Annotated in this window: 17 protein-coding genes and 1 rRNA gene; 3 read left to right on the forward strand and 15 right to left on the reverse strand. The window is 69.7% G+C overall.

Translation table 11 applies throughout. The features are described 5' to 3' along the window. Positions 1 to 10: 10 nt before the first annotated feature. From IM697_RS41765 to IM697_RS41785, 5 genes are all read right to left on the reverse strand, one after another. On the reverse strand, positions 11 to 1,717 hold the full coding sequence (locus IM697_RS41765) for a bifunctional uroporphyrinogen-III C-methyltransferase/uroporphyrinogen-III synthase (RefSeq protein WP_194042343.1): 1,707 nt from the start codon (positions 1,715 to 1,717) through the stop codon (positions 11 to 13). Next, entirely contained in the window at positions 1,714 to 2,673 is a 960-nt protein-coding gene (gene hemC / locus IM697_RS41770; RefSeq protein WP_194042345.1) for a hydroxymethylbilane synthase, read from the reverse strand. The genes IM697_RS41765 and hemC overlap by 4 nt, the downstream gene beginning before the upstream one ends. Then, complete coding sequence (locus tag IM697_RS41775; protein ID WP_194042371.1) at positions 2,670 to 4,391, reverse strand: glutamyl-tRNA reductase; 1,722 nt, start codon at positions 4,389 to 4,391, stop codon at positions 2,670 to 2,672. Before IM697_RS41775 ends, hemC begins: the two co-directional genes overlap by 4 nt. Then, complete coding sequence (locus tag IM697_RS41780; RefSeq protein ID WP_194042373.1) at positions 4,388 to 5,155, reverse strand: redox-sensing transcriptional repressor Rex; 768 nt, start codon at positions 5,153 to 5,155, stop codon at positions 4,388 to 4,390. Before IM697_RS41780 ends, IM697_RS41775 begins: the two co-directional genes overlap by 4 nt. A 284-nt stretch (positions 5,156 to 5,439) precedes the next feature. Continuing rightward, entirely contained in the window at positions 5,440 to 5,727 is a 288-nt protein-coding gene (locus tag IM697_RS41785) for a glutaredoxin family protein (RefSeq protein WP_194042375.1), read from the reverse strand. Between the two features lie 131 nt (positions 5,728 to 5,858). Between IM697_RS41785 and IM697_RS41790 the strand changes: the two genes are divergently transcribed. The 3 genes from IM697_RS41790 to IM697_RS41800 all read left to right on the forward strand — a co-directional run bounded on the left by IM697_RS41790 (position 5,859) and on the right by IM697_RS41800 (position 9,400). After that, positions 5,859 to 6,779, forward strand: a complete 921-nt coding sequence (locus IM697_RS41790) for an HAD family hydrolase (RefSeq protein ID WP_194042377.1) — start codon at positions 5,859 to 5,861, stop codon at positions 6,777 to 6,779. Positions 6,780 to 7,127: 348 nt separating this feature from the next. Next, a complete protein-coding gene (locus IM697_RS41795) occupies positions 7,128 to 7,901 on the forward strand; it encodes an ECF subfamily RNA polymerase sigma factor, BldN family (RefSeq protein ID WP_194042379.1) in 774 nt (257 codons plus the stop codon). 251 nt (positions 7,902 to 8,152) lie between these two features. Continuing rightward, positions 8,153 to 9,400: a DUF5667 domain-containing protein gene (locus IM697_RS41800; RefSeq protein WP_194042381.1), complete on the forward strand. Its 1,248-nt coding sequence runs from the start codon at positions 8,153 to 8,155 to the stop codon at positions 9,398 to 9,400. Between the two features lie 100 nt (positions 9,401 to 9,500). Here the strand turns inward: IM697_RS41800 and IM697_RS41805 are convergent, their stop codons facing one another. The 10 genes from IM697_RS41805 to rrf form a co-directional block, all read right to left on the reverse strand. Next, a complete protein-coding gene (locus IM697_RS41805; protein WP_194042383.1) occupies positions 9,501 to 10,553 on the reverse strand; it encodes a lysophospholipid acyltransferase family protein in 1,053 nt (350 codons plus the stop codon). Positions 10,554 to 10,567: 14 nt separating this feature from the next. Next, a complete protein-coding gene (locus tag IM697_RS41810) occupies positions 10,568 to 11,629 on the reverse strand; it encodes an NAD-dependent epimerase/dehydratase family protein (protein WP_194042385.1) in 1,062 nt (353 codons plus the stop codon). Positions 11,630 to 11,832: 203 nt separating this feature from the next. Further along, positions 11,833 to 11,931, reverse strand: a complete 99-nt coding sequence (locus IM697_RS41815; protein ID WP_003948845.1) for a 30S ribosomal protein bS22 — start codon at positions 11,929 to 11,931, stop codon at positions 11,833 to 11,835. 157 nt (positions 11,932 to 12,088) lie between these two features. Beyond that, positions 12,089 to 12,301: a helix-turn-helix domain-containing protein gene (locus tag IM697_RS41820; RefSeq protein ID WP_004984898.1), complete on the reverse strand. Its 213-nt coding sequence runs from the start codon at positions 12,299 to 12,301 to the stop codon at positions 12,089 to 12,091. 130 nt (positions 12,302 to 12,431) lie between these two features. Next, complete coding sequence (locus tag IM697_RS41825; RefSeq protein ID WP_194042387.1) at positions 12,432 to 13,247, reverse strand: phosphatase; 816 nt, start codon at positions 13,245 to 13,247, stop codon at positions 12,432 to 12,434. Positions 13,248 to 13,764: 517 nt separating this feature from the next. Further along, positions 13,765 to 14,937 carry an acetoin utilization protein AcuC gene (locus tag IM697_RS41830; RefSeq protein ID WP_194042389.1) on the reverse strand — a complete coding sequence of 391 codons (1,173 nt, stop codon included), beginning with the start codon at positions 14,935 to 14,937 and terminating at the stop codon, positions 13,765 to 13,767. Next, positions 14,888 to 16,105: an MFS transporter gene (locus IM697_RS41835; RefSeq protein ID WP_194042391.1), complete on the reverse strand. Its 1,218-nt coding sequence runs from the start codon at positions 16,103 to 16,105 to the stop codon at positions 14,888 to 14,890. Before IM697_RS41835 ends, IM697_RS41830 begins: the two co-directional genes overlap by 50 nt. Positions 16,106 to 16,171: 66 nt before the next feature. Beyond that, positions 16,172 to 16,927, reverse strand: a complete 756-nt coding sequence (locus IM697_RS41840) for a VC0807 family protein (protein WP_228044381.1) — start codon at positions 16,925 to 16,927, stop codon at positions 16,172 to 16,174. A gap of 92 nt (positions 16,928 to 17,019) precedes the next feature. Beyond that, a complete protein-coding gene (locus tag IM697_RS41845; RefSeq protein ID WP_194042395.1) occupies positions 17,020 to 17,664 on the reverse strand; it encodes an HAD family hydrolase in 645 nt (214 codons plus the stop codon). A gap of 60 nt (positions 17,665 to 17,724) precedes the next feature. Then, positions 17,725 to 17,841, reverse strand: a 5S ribosomal RNA gene (rrf, locus tag IM697_RS41850). Positions 17,842 to 17,857 lie beyond the last annotated feature (16 nt).

Below are 17,857 nucleotides of genomic sequence, written 5' to 3' on the forward strand. Positions count from 1 at the left end.
CGACAACGACCTACGTGGTGGACCGCCGCCGCCGAGCCCCCGGCCGACGCTCACTCGGCCGAGTAACCGCGTCCCCGGCCTCCAGCGCGGCGGCCCTCCGCCGCATCCCGAAGTCGGCCAACGCCTCGGCCAACTTGTGCACCGACGGCTCCGGAGCCATCACATCCACCCGGAGCCCGTGCTCCTCGGCAGTCTTCGCGGTGGCGGGCCCGATACACGCGATCACCGTCACGTTGTGCGGCTTCCCGGCGATCCCCACCAGATTCCGCACGGTCGACGACGACGTGAAGAGAACGGCATCGAAGCCACCCCCCTTGATCGCCTCCCGAGTCTCCGCCGGCGGCGGCGAGGCCCGCACGGTCCGATACGCCGTGACGTCGTCGACCTCCCAGCCGAGCTCGATCAGCCCGGCGACCAGCGTCTCCGTGGCGATGTCGGCCCGAGGCAGGAACACCCGGTCGATCGGATCAAAGACCGGATCGTACGGCGGCCAGTCCTCCAGCAGCCCCGCGGCCGACTGCTCCCCACTCGGCACGAGATCCGGCTTCACACCGAAGGCGATCAGCGCCTTGGCCGTCTGCTCCCCCACCGCCGCGACCTTGATCCCGGCGAACGCCCGGGCATCGAGCCCGTACTCCTCGAACTTCTCCCGCACGGCCTTGACCGCGTTCACCGAGGTGAAGGCGATCCACTCGTACCGCCCGGTCACCAGCCCCTTGACCGCCCGCTCCATCTGCTGGGGCGTCCGCGGCGGCTCGACGGCGATCGTCGGCACCTCGTGCGGCACGGCCCCGTACGACCGCAACTGGTCGGAGAGAGACGCCGCCTGCTCCTTCGTCCGCGGCACCAGCACCCGCCACCCGAAGAGCGGCTTGGACTCGAACCACGACAGCTGATCACGCTGAGCAGTGGCGGAACGCTCACCGACCACGGCTATCACCGGTCGCCCGCCCTCGGGCGACGGCAGCACCTTGGCCTGCTTCAGCGTCTGCGCGATGGTCCCGAGCGTCGCGCTCCAGGTCCGCTGACGCGTGGTCGTACCGGCGACGGTGACCGTCAACGGCGTATCGGGCTTGCGCCCCGCCGACACCAGCTCACCGGCGGCCGCACCCACGGCGTCGAGCGTCGTCGAGACGACGACGGTCCCGTCGGACGCGCCCACCTCGGTCCAGCACCGGTCCGAGGCCGTCCGCGCGTCCACGAATCGCACGTCCGTGCCCTGCGCGTCCCGCAGCGGCACCCCGGCATACGCGGGCACGCCCACGGCCGCCGCCACGCCCGGCACGACCTCGAACGGCACGCCCGCCGCGGCGCACGCCAGCATCTCCTCGGTGGCGTACGCGTCGAGCCCGGGATCCCCGGACACCGCACGCACGACCCGCCTGCCGCTGCGCGCGGCCTCCATGACAAGATGTGCGGCATCCCGCACCGCGGGTGACCCAGCGGTTGTCGACGCGCCGTCAACAACCGCTAGTTGAGGCGTGCCTGTGCCCGGCGCGGCGTCCCCATCGGGACCCGTGTCCGTGTGCACTTCGGCGACACCGGTTCTGGTGTGCTTGCGTACCACGTCGAGCACTTCGTGCTCGGCGACGAGTACATCGGCGTTCGCCAGCGCCTCGACGGCACGCAGAGTCAGCAGCCCCGGATCCCCGGGTCCGGCACCGAGGAAGGTGACGTGCCCGTGTTCAAGGCCGGCGGGAAGGGTGGTGGGGCTCAATGTGCTCGCTCCCCCATCAGACCGGCCGCGCCCTGGGCAAGCATCTCGGTGGCGAGTTCGCGACCGAGCGCCAGCGCTTGGTCGTGCGTCTCGGGCACGGGACCGGTGGTGGACAGCTGCACCATGCGCGAGCCGTCGGTCGTACCGACGACGCCGCGCAGGCGCATTTCCTTGACAATCTGCCCGTCGGCCAACAGGTCGGCCAGCGCGCCCACAGGGGCGGAGCAGCCGGCCTCCAGGGCGGCGAGCAGTGATCGCTCGGCGGTCACGGCGACCCGCGTGAACGGGTCGTCGAGCTCGCCGAGCGCGGCGATCAGGTCCGCGTTGTCCGCGGTGCACTCGATCGCCAGGGCCCCCTGGCCGGGGGCGGGCAAAACAGTGTCGACCGACAGGAAGTCGGTCACTTCATCGATACGGCCGATGCGCTGCAACCCAGCCGCAGCGAGCACCACCGCATCCAGCTCACCATCGCGCACGAACCGGATCCGCGTATCCACGTTCCCGCGAATCGCAACCGTCTCGATATCCAGCCCATGGCTGCGCGCGTACGCGTTCAGCTGCGCCATCCGGCGCGGCGAGCCCGTACCGATGCGCGCCCCGCGCGGCAGGTCGGTGAACTTCAGGGCGTCCCGGGCGACGATCACGTCGCGCGGGTCCTCACGCACCGGAACGGCCGCCAGGGCCAGCTCCTCGGGCTGCGCGGTCGGCAGGTCCTTCAGCGAGTGCACCGCGAAGTCGACCTCGCCCCTGAGCAGCGCGTCGCGCAGGGCGGTGACGAACACGCCGGTGCCGCCGATCTGGGCGAGGGCCTCGCGCGAGACATCGCCGTACGTGGTGATCTCGACGAGTTCGACGGGCCGTCCGGTCACCCGGCGCACGGCGTCGGCGACCTGCCCGGACTGGGCCATGGCGAGCTTGCTGCGCCTGGTGCCGAGGCGTAGTGGCTGCTGAGTCATCGTGGGCCTCGGTTCTTCTCGGTGCTGTCCTCGGCGCGGGAGACGGAGGCCACCGTCTCCTGGTCGAGGTCGAACAGGGTCCGCAGGGCATCCGCGTACCCCGCGCCGCCGGGTTCGGACGCGAGCTGCTTGACCCGCACGGTCGGCGCGTGCAGCAGCTTGTCGACCACGCGGCGCACGGTCTGGGTGATCTCGCTGCGGTGCTTGTCGTCGAGGCCCGGCAGCCGGCCCTCCAGGCGGGCGATCTCGCTCGCCACGACATCGGCGGCCATCGTGCGCAGCGCGACGACGGTGGGCGTGATGTGCGCGGCCCGCAGCGCCGCCCCGAAGGCCGCGACCTCGTCGGAGACGATACGGCGGACCTGGTCGACGTCGGCCGCCATCGGAGCGTCGGCGGAGGCCTCGGCCAGCGACTCGATGTCGACCAGCCGCACCCCGGCCAGCCGGTGCACGGCGGCGTCGATGTCGCGGGGCATGGCGAGGTCGAGGAGCGACAGGGCCGGCGCGGGGCGGGGCACCTCGGCGACCGGCTCGGGCCTGCGGCGCTCGGGGATGCGGCCGACGGTGGCCACGGTCGCGGCGAGCGCGGTGATCAGCTCGGCGTCCGCCTCGGGGCTGCGCCGGCCGGCCTCGCGCCGGTCGACGGCACTGCCCGCCGCCCACGCCGCGTGCTGCTCCAGCGTGGCCGCGTCCATCCCGGCGACGGCGGCCTCGCCCAGCACAGAGAAACCTCCCTGCACGGCGGTGAGGTCCAGCGGACAGTTCTCGTCGGTGCCGACGCTGGTGGGCGGCAGCGGGGTCTGCCGTACGTCGGCGGGCGCCTTGTCGGCCGTACGACCGTCGCCGGCGGCCGCCTCGAAGGCGACCGGCTGACCGGTACGGCCCTCCACCGCGGCGGCGACCTCCTCGGCCGTGAGGACGAGACCGGTCGCACCGGTGCAGGAGACGGCGACGTCGGCACGTGTCAGCTCGACCGGCACCGACTCCATCGGTACCGCGCGGGCCAGCACGTCCGTGCCGTCGGTCTCGGTGAGGATCTGGGCGAGGCGCTCGGCCCGGTCATGGGTGCGGTTGGCGATGACCACCTCGGCGACCCCGGCGCGCGCCAGCGTGGCCGCGGCCAGCGAGGACATCGAGCCGGCGCCGATGACCAGGGCCTTCTTGCCCCGGGCCCACGTCGTGACGTCCGCTCCCTCGGCGAGCTGCTCCAGGCCGAAGGTGACCAGGGACTGTCCGGCGCGGTCGATGCCGGTCTCGGAGTGGGCGCGCTTGCCGACGCGCAGGGCCTGCTGGAACAGGTCGTTCAGCAGCCGCCCGGCGCTGTGCAGCTCCTGCGCCTTGGCGAGGGAGTCCTTGATCTGCCCGAGGATCTGGCCCTCGCCGACGACCATGGAGTCGAGCCCGCAGGCCACCGAGAACAGGTGGTGGACGGCCCGGTCCTCGTAGTGCACGTAGAGGTACGGCGTGAGCTCGTCGAGCCCCACCCCGCTGTGCTGGGCGAGCAGCGTGGACAGCTCGGCGACACCGGCGTGGAACTTGTCCACGTCGGCGTACAGCTCGATGCGGTTGCAGGTGGCCAGCACGGCGGCCTCGGTGGCCGGCTCGGCGGCGACCGTGTCCTGCCCCAGCTTGATCTGGGCGTCCGCGCTCAGCGCCGCGCGCTCCAGGACGCTGACCGGGGCGCTGCGGTGGCTCAGCCCCACGACGAGGAGACTCATGCCGGCATCACGGCGGGTACGTCCCCGTCGGGCCCCTGGTCGGCGGATGCGTCGGACTCACGGGTGACGGCGGCCGGTCCGGTGCCGTCGGGGTGGGCCTCCTCGCCGGCCTTGCGCTGCTCGTGGAAGGCGAGGATCTGCAGCTCGATGGAGAGGTCGACCTTGCGCACGTCGACGCCGTCCGGGACGGACAGCACGGTCGGCGCGAAGTTCAGGATGGAGGTGACCCCGGCGGCCACGAGCCGGTCGCAGACCTGCTGGGCGGCGCCGGCGGGGGTGGCGATGACGCCGATGGACACGCCGTTGTCCTCGATGATCTTTTCCAGGTCATCGGTGTGCTGGACGGGAATGCCGGCGACGGGCTTGCCCGCCATGGCCGGATCCGCGTCGATCAGCGCGGCCACCCGGAATCCACGGGAGGCGAACCCGCCGTAGTTGGCGAGGGCGGCGCCGAGGTTACCGATACCGACGATCACAACCGGCCAGTCCTGGGTCAGGCCGAGTTCGCGGGAGATCTGGTAGACGAGATACTCGACGTCGTAGCCGACGCCCCTGGTCCCGTACGACCCGAGGTACGAGAAGTCCTTGCGCAGCTTCGCGGAGTTGACCCCCGCCGCGGCCGCGAGCTCCTCGGAGGAGACCGTGGGTACCGAGCGCTCCGACAGCGCCGTCAGGGCTCGGAGGTACAGCGGAAGCCGGGCGACGGTGGCCTCGGGAATCCCTCGGCTGCGGGTCGCCGGTCGGTGAGTTCGGCCAGTTGCCACGGTGCTCCTGCGGGTAGAGCGGGGCTGTAGGCGGTCACACGTCCCTACATGACCGCCCCGTCGAAAGCAGGCTATGTCTTTGTGAACGCGTGCACAAAGATGGTGTCCGATTTGCCCGCCCAACGTGACCGGGCTCACGCACGCCCGGCGCACTGGTATGGAACCGGCGCATACGCACCACCGTTCCTCAACTCCTGGGGGCAAAACCGCACACTCTCCTCAACGATCCTCGCCCCCCAGACCAAGTCGCCGTCGATCCTAAGCCGTTTCCTGAGCACTTTGGACTACCCGGTCAGTGCTTTGCGGAGGCGATCCTCGTTCACGCGCCAGAAGGTGTGCTGGGCGCCGTCGACGAGGACGACGGGGATCTGCTCCCAGTACTGGTCGTGGAGTTGGGGGTCCTGGTTGATGTCCTTCACCTCCCATGGCACCCCCAGTTCGGCGCACACCCGCTCGACCACGATCTGTGCGTCATCACACAGATGACAGTCCGGTTTGCCGATGAGGGTGACGAGCCGGTCCTGGGGGGACTTGGCTGCGGCGCGACGAAAGAGGGGGCTCATGTCAGCCATTCTCGCGCGCCGGCGCCACGCGGGGCGGCCGCCGACCGACCACGCTCTTTAACTGCCCGGTCGCGGAGAGTTCACAACCTTCAAACCTCTCGACTCCGGTAGCACCGAACAAACTGGCTATGCTCACGGTCATGGCCGCTCTTGGATGGCTCACTCCCCGTAGGCGCTCCGCCACGGCGCGGAGCGTGTTGGCTGGCGAGGCCTCGGCGGAGGCAGCGCGCAAGTCGTCGCAGGAGGCGACGGAGGTCTCTCAGGCCGAGCCGGAGTTCCCGGTGCTCGGCGACGAGCGGGCCGCCGCCTTCTTCGACCTCGACAACACCGTGATGCAAGGTGCCGCCCTCTTCCACTTCGGTCGGGGCCTGTACAAGCGGAAGTTCTTCGAGACGCGCGACCTCGCGAAGTTCGCCTGGCAGCAGGCGTGGTTCCGGCTGGCGGGGGTCGAGGACCCGGAGCACATGCAGGACGCGCGCGACTCCGCGCTGTCGATCGTCAAGGGCCACCGGGTCGCCGAGCTGATGTCGATCGGCGAGGAGATCTACGACGAGTACATGGCCGAGCGGATCTGGCCGGGAACCCGGGCGCTGGCGCAGGCGCATCTGGACGCGGGGCAGCGGGTGTGGCTGGTGACGGCCGCGCCGGTGGAGATCGCCCAGGTGATCGCGCGCCGCCTCGGCCTCACCGGCGCCCTGGGCACGGTGGCGGAGTCGGTGGACGGCGTCTACACGGGCAAGCTGGTCGGCGAGCCACTGCACGGCCCGGCGAAGGCGGAGGCGGTGCGCGCCCTGGCCGCGGCGGAGGAGCTGGACCTGACCCGCTGCGCCGCCTACAGCGACTCGCACAACGACATCCCGATGCTCTCCCTGGTCGGCCACCCCTACGCCATCAACCCCGACAGCAAGCTGCGCAAGCACGCCCGCCGACTGGACTGGCGCCTGCGTGACTATCGCACCGGCCGCAAGGCGGCGAAGGTCGGCATTCCGGCGGCCGCGGGCGTGGGCGCGGTGGCCGGGGGCACGGCCGCGGCGATCGCGCTGCACCGGCGCCGGCGGTAGTTCGGTTCGTTTCGACGCCTGCCGCCCGGCACGCCCGGGCGGACAGGCCAATCCGCATGCCCTACCCGCACAAAGCCCTGTTCAGTCCCCTTGGCTGCACACGGCCACAACACGCCCTGGAGTCAGCCGGAACGCGGGCGAAATCGATCAACAAGTGGTCACTCTGCGGCACTTGATATGGCGTCAATCGGTTACAGAAGAGACGCAATCGATGATTTGAGCAACTGGGCGTAGCAGTGCCTGCACGAAGCGTTATTCTCCTCAGACGCAAACCGGTACCTCTCCGTCGCTACGACGGGTGAACGGTTCCGCACTGCACGTGATGGAAGCTCTGCCTCTGGGAGTCCCGTGTACCCACACGTCGGGGTTGACGCCTCGGGCCTGGCTACGCTGCGCGCAACGGTCCAAGACCTGTTGCGCGGCTTCGTCCCCACCGCGTACGCCGTCCCCGCCCTCGCCGTAACCACCGCGCCCGTAGGCCCGTGCTACGCGCTCGCCGACAGCAGCGCCACCGTCAGCAGACGGGGACGCTCCGCCGGTGCGGCGACCGCTCGGCGGCCGGCCGCGGACAGCGACAGCGCTCGGATGATGGATCTCGTCGAACGTGCCCAGGCCGGCGAGGCCGATGCCTTCGGGCGGCTCTACGACCAGTACAGCGACACCGTCTATCGGTACATCTACTACCGGGTGGGGGGTAAGGCCACCGCCGAGGACCTCACGAGCGAGACCTTTCTGCGGGCCCTGCGCCGTATCGGCACCTTCACCTGGCAGGGGCGGGACTTCGGGGCGTGGCTGGTCACCATCGCCCGCAATCTCGTCGCCGACCACTTCAAGTCCAGCCGCTTCCGGCTGGAGGTGACCACCGGCGAGATGCTCGACGCCAACGAGGTCGAGCGCTCCCCGGAGGACTCCGTCCTGGAGTCCCTCTCCAACGCAGCCCTCCTCGATGCCGTACGGCGGCTCAACCCGCAGCAGCAGGAGTGCGTGACCCTCCGTTTCCTCCAGGGCCTCTCCGTCGCCGAGACCGCCCGCGTCATGGGCAAGAACGAGGGCGCCATCAAGACCCTCCAGTACCGGGCCGTGCGCACCCTCGCGCGGCTCCTCCCGGACGACGCGCGCTGAGCGCGTCACAGGCCCCGATCCGGCACTCTCCGCAACCTCCAACTCACCTTCGGTGAAAGTCTGTTGACATCGCGGTCCGTTCATCCTCCGTCCGTAACCCAAGTGCCGCGCCGCTCGTTGTGCGGGATGCAGGCTCCCTGTGGTCACTCCCTGACCGACTTCGGTCACTCGATCGTGTGCATGTGGTCAGGGCGTGCAACCCTCAGGACCCCCTGGGGAGTCGACCGTCATCACGAGAGGAGGTGCCGCCAGTGATCGCGAACGTATCGGCACACCGGCGGGCGAACGCCTTCGCCCAGGCCCTGGACGAGTTGACCGACCGGGGCTCGGCGGCCGAGCAGGCCGAGCAGCCCGATGGATCGGCACCGGCATCGGCTGCTGCGGAACAGACCGAGCGAGGGCGCCTGTTGGCCCTCACCGAGAGTCTCGACGAGTTGCCCAAGCCCGAGCTCGACCCCGAGGTCAAGGTGGTCCAGCGGGCCCAGCTCGTGGCCGCGATGGAGGCCATGCTGCAGGAGGGCACCGCCGGCGGCGAGGCGGGTCCCGCGCTGCCCGAGCAGCGTTCGGATCGGGCACGAGGGGCTCACCGGGCGTCCCCCCTGGGAAAGTTGCGGCCCCGCTCACGGCTGGCCAAGGGGCTCACCGCGGGCGGGCTCAGCGTCGGTGTCGCCGCCGGCGCCTTCGGCGGAGTCTCCGCCGCGAGTTCCGACGCGCTGCCCGGCGACTCCCTCTACGGCCTCAAGCGCGGCATCGAGGACTTCAAGCTCAACATCCTGGCCGACGGCGACAGCGAGCGCGGGCGCACCTATCTCGACCACGCCTCCACACGGCTGAACGAGGCCCGGCGGCTGATGGAGCGCGGCCGGGGCGGACATCTCGACCACGAGTCCATGGCGGAGATCCGCCGCGCCCTGTCCGGCATGCGGCACGACGCCTCCGAGGGGCACCGCCTGCTGCGCGAGGCCTACGAGCGCGACCCTGACTCCCTGGGCCCCATCCAGGCCCTGTCCGCCTTCTCCCGCTCGCACCGCCCCGCATGGGGCAACCTCCGCGAGCGGCTTCCCCTCCAGCTCGGGGACGTCAGTAACGACGTGTCGTCGGTGTTCGACGCCATAGACGAAGAGGTCGCCCCGCTGCAGTCCCTGCTGCCGAAGCAGCCACCCGAGTCCGGCGACGGCAAACGCCACGGCGGCTCCGGCTCGGACTCCACCGGCACGTCCGGCTCCGACCGGTCGGCCCACCCCAGCGCCGGCGACAGCGGCTCCTCCGACGGCAACCGGTCCAGCCGCCCGAGCAACTCGGCCGAGAGCTCGGGCAGCGAGAGCGACGGCCTGCTCGGCGGAAACACCGGCGGCCTCCTCGACCCACCGAAGGACACCGGCAGCTCGGGTTCCTCCTCATCCACCCCATCCCCGACCACCGAGCCCGCCGTAACCCTCCCACCCCTGCTCCCGGGCCTGCTGCCCGGCCTGGGCATCGAGGGCGAGGACGCGAACTAGCCAGTCGCGGCTACGACGATGGGGCGCCCCTCTCGCAAGGGGGCGCCCCATCGTCGTACAAACGTTTCTCCACTCAGAAGAAACCCGAGAAGAAACCCGATCAGAAGAAAACCGACCGCCGTTGCACCAGCAACTTGTACAACGTGTGCTGGATCTGCTCCCTGACCTGGTCCGTCAGGTTGAACATCAGCATCGGGTCCTCGGCGGCCTCCGGCGGATAGCCGTCCGTGGGGATCGGCTCGCCGAACTGGATCGTCCACTTGGTGGGGAGGGGGACCGCGCCGAGCGGGCCGAGCCACGGGAAGGTCGGGGTCAGCGGGAAGTACGGGAAACCCAGGACACGGGCCAGGGTCTTGGCGTTGCCGATCATCGGGTAGATCTCCTCCGCGCCGACGATCGAGCACGGAATGATCGGCGTGCCCTTGCGCAGGGCCGTGGAGACGAAGCCGCCGCGGCCGAAGCGCTGAAGCTTGTAGCGCTCGCTGAAGGGCTTGCCGATGCCCTTGAAGCCCTCCGGCATCACCCCGACCAACTCGCCCTGCCCAAGGAGGCGCTCGGCGTCCTCGGCGCAGGCCAGGGTGTGGCCCAGCTTGCGGGCGAGCTCGTTGACCACCGGCAGCACGAAGACCAGGTCGGCGGCGAGGAGGCGCAGATGCCGGCCCGCCGGGTGGTGGTCGTGCACGGCGACCTGCATCATCAGGCCGTCCAGCGGCAGCGTGCCCGAGTGGTTGGCGACGATCAGCGCACCGCCCTCGGAGGGGATGTTCTCCACGCCCTTCACCTCGACCCGGAAGTACTTCTCGTACACCGGGCGCAGCAGGGACATCAGAACCTGGTCGGTGAGCTCCTCGTCGTACCCGAAGTCGTCGACGTCGTAGTCCCCGGTCAGGCGGCGGCGCAGGAAGGCCAGGCCGCTCGCGATGCGCCGCTCCAGGCCGCCGTCGTCCTGGGGCTGCTGGGGCGGCTGTTCCTCACGTGTCACAGGAACATCATCCTGCGCGAATGACCGTCCGGGGAGAGGCTGGACCTCGCGTACCAGCGCGGATTCACCGCTCTTGCGCCGGCTCCCCGCGCTCCGCCGCCGCGGCGGCCGCTGCGCGGCGCCCCCGCGGGAACGGTCGTCGTCGAACGGAATGACCTTGGCGTCCGCCATCGTTGATGCGCTCCTCAGTTGGCGCTCTGCGTCGGGGGGTGGCCGCCGCCCAGCACGGGCAGCGCGGCGATCCGGTCGACGGCCCCCGCGAGGACCTCCGGCGGCAGCAGACCCGGACCGTGGCTGCGGGCGAACTCCGCGAAGGTCTCCGCCGTCGTGAACTTCGGCTTGAATCCGAGCGTCTCTCGCATCTGGTCCGTCGCCACGACTCGCCCGTGCGTGAGCAGCCTGATCTGCTCCGGCGAGAAGTCCGACATACCCAGCGTACGCACCAGGGAGCCGGCCCAGGTCACCGCGGGCAGCAGCAGCGGTACGGTGGGTCGGCCCAGCCGCCGGGAGCACTGCGAGAGCAGCAGGACGCCGTCGCCGGCGATGTTGAAGGTGCCGCTGTTGAGCGTGCCCCGCTCCGGCTCGTGCGAGCCGATGCGCAGCACCTCGATCACGTCGTCCTCGTGCACGAACTGCAGCCGCGGGTCGTACCCGAAGACGGTCGGCAGCACGGGCAGCGAGAAGTACGAGGCGAGGGGGGTGTCGGCACTCGGCCCGAGGATGTTGGCGAACCGCAGCACGCACACGGCGACGTCCGGCCGCCGCCGGGCGAACCCGCGCACATACCCCTCGACCTCCACCGTGTCCTTGGCGAAGCCGCCGCTGGGCAGGGACTTGGGCGGGGTGGTCTCGGTGAAGACGGCCGGATCGCGAGGCGCGGAACCGTAGACATTCGTACTGGACTTCACCACGAGCCGCTTGACGGTGGGCGACTTCTGACACGCGCCCAGCAGCTGCATGGTCCCGATGACGTTGGTCTCCTTGACCATGGTCCGGCTGCCGCTGCCCAGCGCGGTTCCGGTCACGTCCATGTGTACGACGGTGTCGGCGCCGCTCTCGGCCAGTACCCGCGCGATGGTGGGCTGCCGGATGTCGGCCTGGATGAAGTCGGCACCGCCCAGATGGTGCTCGGGCGGGACCGCGTCCACGGCGAGCACCCGGTCCACCTGTGGGTCACGCTGGATCCGTCGTACGAAACGGCCGCCCAGTTGACGGGCCACTCCGGTCACGAGCACGACCTTGCCCAAGATCAGCGCCTTCCTTCCAGCACTCGTACCCCAGCCGAGTTCCCCGTTGCGGCCAACTTAGCGGGTTGACGTTGCGCTGTGATGACCACCCAATGCATGAAGTGACGAGAATTCCCCCTCGCGCACTCCGACCGATACGCGTGTGGCCCCCCACCGGCTGTGGTGGGGGGCCACACTCACGCTGCTTTCGCGGCGTCGCTCGCTTACTTCTTGTTGCGACGCTGAACGCGCGTGCGCTTGAGCAGCTTGCGGTGCTTCTTCTTGGCCATCCGCTTGCGCCGCTTCTTGATAACAGAGCCCACGACTACCCTCGCTCACTTCTCATCACTCGGTGTTTGGGCGCCATGGGCCCACACGACCTACGAGGGGCTAGCCTACCCGCCCGAGCGCTGAGGTCGTAATCGAGGGGACGAGGGTGAATCCTGAACAGCCCTGTGGATCCCCCCTCGCCCGTCGTTGTCAGGCGGTTTCCACCCCCACGTAGCTCTCGCGGAGATATTCGTGAACCGCTTGCTCGGGGACGCGGAAGGACCGCCCCACCCGGATCGCGGGCAGATGACCGCTGTGCACCAGCCGGTACACGGTCATCTTCGACACTCGCATCACCGAGGCGACTTCCGCCACGGTAAGGAACTGAACCTCGTTCAGAGGCCTCTCGCCAGCTGCAGCCATGACACACCTGAACCTTCCGCACTCGACGGCCACCGGCTTCCCCTTCCGGTGACTCTTCGTCGCTGCGTGCTCACTCCCCAATGTAGGGGCCTGTGGTGCGAGTGGGGAAGAGGTGCACCCATCGGCAGTCCTACTGGGACAGACACGCTCGATTGAGTACGTAGCGGGTAAGCGGCAGGTAGTAATCAGACCGCACAGCGTCATCAAGTGGAACGGCGACGGACACGGACCCCTCGGCCTGCCCCACAAAGAGCGCGGGGTCATTCGTATCGGCCGGACCAATGGCCTCAAACCCCAGCTGACCTGCCCCGCAGACCCAGCCGTGATCCCCGATCACCAGCTCGGGCAACGGGCCCCCGACCTCCGCCGCGGCCGCCAGCGCGGTACGAACCGGGAGGGGTGAGTGGGAGTGTGCGCCGGTCTCACGCCCGGTGCTCGGAGCGCCGGCTTCCCGCACCAACGCGACTCCTCGTACGTAGTCAAGGTTGTACGTGCGTAGGCCGAACCGGGTCGTTATGTCGACACAGCGACCATGCGCAGGGGCGAGAACGGCACATCCCGCCGCCGACAACGCGTCCGCCAGGGCGGCGTAGAAGGCGAGCAGTCGATGAGGGTGTCCGGTGCCGATCAGGACCGGGGCCCTGCGCTGGGCGACTGCCGCGAGACGATCCGCGAAGGCATCCAGAGCGGTCAGAGTCAGGTCAGGATCGATCACATCGTGACCGGAAACATGCTGCGGATCGGCCGAAACCCCACACTTCTCCGCCATCAACGCAATAAGTTCGGGCAGCTCCCACACCCCTTCAGGATCCAGCCCGAGCAGCACCCGCGGATCGCGAGCAGCGAACAACCGATAACTCCGCAGACTCCGCTCCCGAGAGGTCCCCACGGCCCCGGCCAGCCGCGCGGCAAGAAGATGGGCACGCAGCCCTCCGACACTCAACACGCCAGCGATGCTGACGGAAGGAGCGCATACGCGAGACGGGAACCGGAAAACACCGCACGGTTGGCCTAACGGGGCGGAGGCCTGCTCGGCGGGTGCGGGCCGCGGGCTTGTCGGAGGTCTACTCGGCGGGTGCGGCGTCGCGGGCTTGTCGGAGGCCTGCTCGGCGCGTGCGGCATCGCAGCCTTGTCGGAAGCCTGCTCGGCGCGTGCGGCGTCGCAGCCATGACGGAAGCCTGCTCGGCGCGTGCGGCATCGCAGCCATGACGGAGTCGGAGGGGGTGCAGGGACCGCAGCCCTGCCACGGCCTGGCCGGCCGGGCCGGAACCCCAGCCCTATGCCCCACCCATCCCGTCCGCCCGGCGGGCCCCGCCTGACCAACCCGGGGGTCCAGGGGGCGGAGCCCCCTGGCGGGGTCGAAGGGGCGGAGCCCCTGGGGATGGGAATGGGTAAGGGCGGCGGGGGCGAAACCCTAGGCGCTCAGCCACCACACCCCAGCTCACCCCCAGAGCCAACCTCCCCTACGCCAACAACCCCCGCAGCGGAAACACCGCCCGCCGAGCCGCCAGCACCGCCTGATCCAGCCGATCCCCGGGGTCGTACCCCGACTCCCAGTCCGCCCAGACCACCGGCCACCGCCCATCAGTCATCCGCGCCGGCGCCAACTGCCGCGTCCGCGCGAAAACCTCCTGCCGCCAGCCCTCCGGAATCACCGCCTCCGGCTCGACCGGCCGCCCCGCCGCAATACCCACCAGATGCGTCCACGACCGCGGCACCACCTCCACCACGGCATAACCGCCGCCCCCCAGCGCAACCCACTTCCCGTCGGCGTACTCGTGCGCCAGGTCATGGCACGCCACCTGCACCGCCCGCTGCGCGTCCAGCGACACCGCCAGGTGCGCCAACGGATCCTCGAAGTGCGTGTCGGCCCCGTGCTGCGTCACCAACACCTGCGGCCGAAAGTCCGCGATCAGCTCCGGCACCACGGCATGGAACGCCCGCACCCACCCGGCATCCCCGGTCCCCGCAGGCAGCGCCACGTTCACCGCCGACCCCTCGGCACTCGCCGCACCGGTCTCCTCCGGCCACCCGGTCTGCGGAAACAGGGTCCGAGGATGCTCGTGCAGCGAGATCGTCAGCACCCTCGGGTCCTCCCAGAACGCCGCCTGGACCCCGTCCCCGTGATGCACGTCCACATCGATGTACGCCACCCGCTCGGCCCCCAGCTCCAACAGCCGGGCGATGGCGAGCGAGGCGTCGTTGTAGATGCAGAAGCCCGAGGCACCACCCGGCATCGCATGGTGCAGCCCACCCGCGAAGTTCACCGCATGCGACGCCTCCCCGCGCCACACGGCCTCCGCGGCCCCGACCGACTGCCCGGCGATCAACGCCGACACGTCGTGCATCCCGGCGAACGCGGGATCATCCATGGTCCCGAGCCCATACGACTGGTCCGCGGCCCCCGGCTCGGCCGAAGCCGCCTTCACCGCATCGATGTAGTCGTCCCGGTGCACGAGCCGCAGCGTCGACTCCCCGGCCGGCTTGGCCGCGACGACCTCCACGTCCCGATCGAGCCCGAAGGCATCGACGAGCTTCCTGGTCAGGGCTAGCCGGACCGGATCCATCGGATGCTCCGGCCCGAAGTCATAGCCCGTTACTGCCTCGTCCCACATCAGCTGTGCGCGGCCGCTCATGCCCGTCACCGTATCGGTCCGGTTGAGCCGCGAACGAACGGGCGTACCCAAGCGTCACCAGCACCAACACCATCGGCACCAGCATGGCCCCGCGATAGCTCCACGCATCGCCCAGCGCCCCCACCAACGGCGAACCGATCAAGAACCCCACATAGTTGAAGACATTGAGTCGCGCCACGGCCGTGTCCGAAGCCCCCGGGAACAACCGCCCGGCCGCCGCGAAGGTCTGCGGCACCAGCACGCACAACCCCACCCCGACCAATGTGAACCCGGCCATCCCGACCCAGGCCCCGGGCGCCGCCGCCACCACCGCGAACCCAGCCGCCGCCACCAGCGCCCCGCCCCGCACCACCACGACGGCGCCGAACCGCCGCACCCCGAAGTCCCCGATGGCCCGCCCCAGCAGCGTGGTCACCATGTAGACGTTGTACGGCACGGTGGCCATCTGCTCGGAGCTCCCCAGCACGTCCTGCAGATACTTCGCACTCCAGTTGGAGACGGTCGAGTCCCCGATGTACGCGAAGGTCATCACCAGACACAGCGGCAACAGCCACTTGAAGACGACGGGCCCACTCTCCCCCGACCCCTCCGCCACCTTCTCGCGCCCGACATCCCCGTCGACGTACCACCGGCTCCCCACCAGCGCGGCCGGCAACAACACCACCACGACCGGCAGATACGACACGACCAGCGCCAGCTCCCAGTGCGCCCCCACCCACGCCAACGAGGCCCCCACGATCCCGCCCAGGCTGTACGCGGCATGAAAACTGAGCATGATGCTGCGCCCGTACGACCGCTGCAGGCTCACCCCGAGCATGTTCATCGAGGCGTCCAACGCCCCCACGGCCAGCCCGAAGGCGGCCAGCGCCACGCCCAGCTCGACCATCCGCTCCCCCGCCCCGACCCCGAGCAGCGCCAGGAGCACGACGGGCTGGGACCAGCGCAACACCCGGCTCGGCGCTATCCGCTTCACCAGCCGCTCGGTCATGACGCTGCCGACACCGGCGAGAACCGGCACGGCGGCGAGGAAGGCCGGCAGCAGCGCATCGGAAACGCCGTACCGGTCCTGGATGGCCGGAATCCGGGTCACCAGCAGGGCAAACGCAACACCCTGAGCAAGGAAGCTCAACGCCAACGAGGCCCTGCCGCGCCGCAGCACATCAGTCATGGCGGCGAGCGTAAGGCCCCGGCGTACTGGTGGGTAGATCCAGCCAAAGATGAATTTTCTTCAGTTTCACTTGGCGGGAGCGAGGTCGGCGGAAGCAAGGCCGTCCTGGAAGGACTCGGCCCTCTCCCCCTCGGCCTCCGACTTCGCCTCCGCGACAACCATCGCGGCCATCGGACCGGCCCCCAGCGCCCCGCTGACCAGGAAGCCCACCCCCATGGCGACCACCATGATCACATTGCCGACCCACACCATGGTGTCCACCGGCAGCGTGTACGCCCCCACGACCCGCACCACGCACTCGGTGAGCAGGACGACACCCCACACCAGCGAGAACATCCGCTCGGCCCGCCGAAACCGCGCCGAACCACCCTGAAGCCGCGCCCACGCGGCCTCCCGCCTCGCGTCCCCCTTCACCACCCACGGCTTCATACCAGCGGTCATCATCGGCTTGCCGAGCCCGACGGAGACCAGAATCCCGATCGCGATCGTGCTGCTGATCGCGCTGTCCTTGGCGATCACCAGTCGCGGGTCCCCGGCCACGAAGCTCAGCAACAACGACACCACGTTCACAACGAGGATGAGAGCAGCCATCCCATTGACCTCGCGCGCCTTCACCACACCCCACCCCGTCCGCACGGCCGGCACGACGCTGCTCAGGGCGAGCGCCATCAGGGTGCTCATCCCGAAGCCGTTCTTGAGGAGGTAGTACGCCCCGATGGGCACCGCGACATCGATGACCAACGGCGCAAAGTTACGCAACTTACTCCGCTTACTCCGCCGACTGGTCGTATCCCCCGTGGTGTTCCCCGTGTTCGTCGTCATGCACCCAGCTTCGCGGCCGACGCGGGACCGCCGGTAGAAACGATCGTCCGGCCCTCACCATGACAAATGTCAGCGCCGCACGCTCCCTCACGTCACGCGAGCAGATCCGCCAACTCACCCATGTCGGAGAAGAGTTGAGACGCCCCGGCAAGCCGCTCGGCAGGCGTCATGGCGGTGAACCCATACACATCCATCCCGGCCGCAACAGCCGCCCGCACCCCCAGCGGACTGTCCTCGACGACAACACACCGCTCCGGCACGACCCCCATCCGCCGCGCGGCATACAGAAACAGATCCGGCGCGGGCTTCCCTCGCCCCACATCCTGCGAACTGAAGATCCGCGAATCGTCGAACCACCTGTCCAGCCCCGTCGCCCGATGCCCCACCCGAATCCGCTCATGGCTCCCGGACGAGGCCACGCAGTACGGCACCCCGTCCGCGGCCAGCGTCTCGAGCACGTCCCCAGCGCCGGCCACGGCTTTCAACTCCCGCTCGAACGCGGCGAACACACGCGCATGGAAGACATCGTCAAAGTCCTCGGGAAGCCGCCGCCCCGTCCGCTCCAGCACCAGGTCGTGAACCCGATGCATCGCCGAGCCCATGTAGTCCCGAAGGGAGTCCTCGTACGACGTCGGGTGCCCCAGCTCGGTGAGGCACGCGGCGAGATGCCGATTGGAAATGGGCTCGCTGTCGACAAGCACACCGTCATTGTCGAAGATGACCAGGTCATAGCGCATGCACTCGAGCATAAACGCGAAAAGGCCCACGCCATACGGCGTGGGCCTTTCCTAAAACTTGTTCGGCGGCGTCCTACTCTCCCACAGGGTCCCCCCTGCAGTACCATCGGCGCTGTAAGGCTTAGCTTCCGGGTTCGGAATGTAACCGGGCGTTTCCCTCACGCTATAACCACCGAAACACTATGAAACTGTC

Origin of the sequence: Streptomyces ferrugineus (assembly GCF_015160855.1) — a bacterium.
GTDB lineage: Bacteria > Actinomycetota > Actinomycetes > Streptomycetales > Streptomycetaceae > Streptomyces > Streptomyces ferrugineus.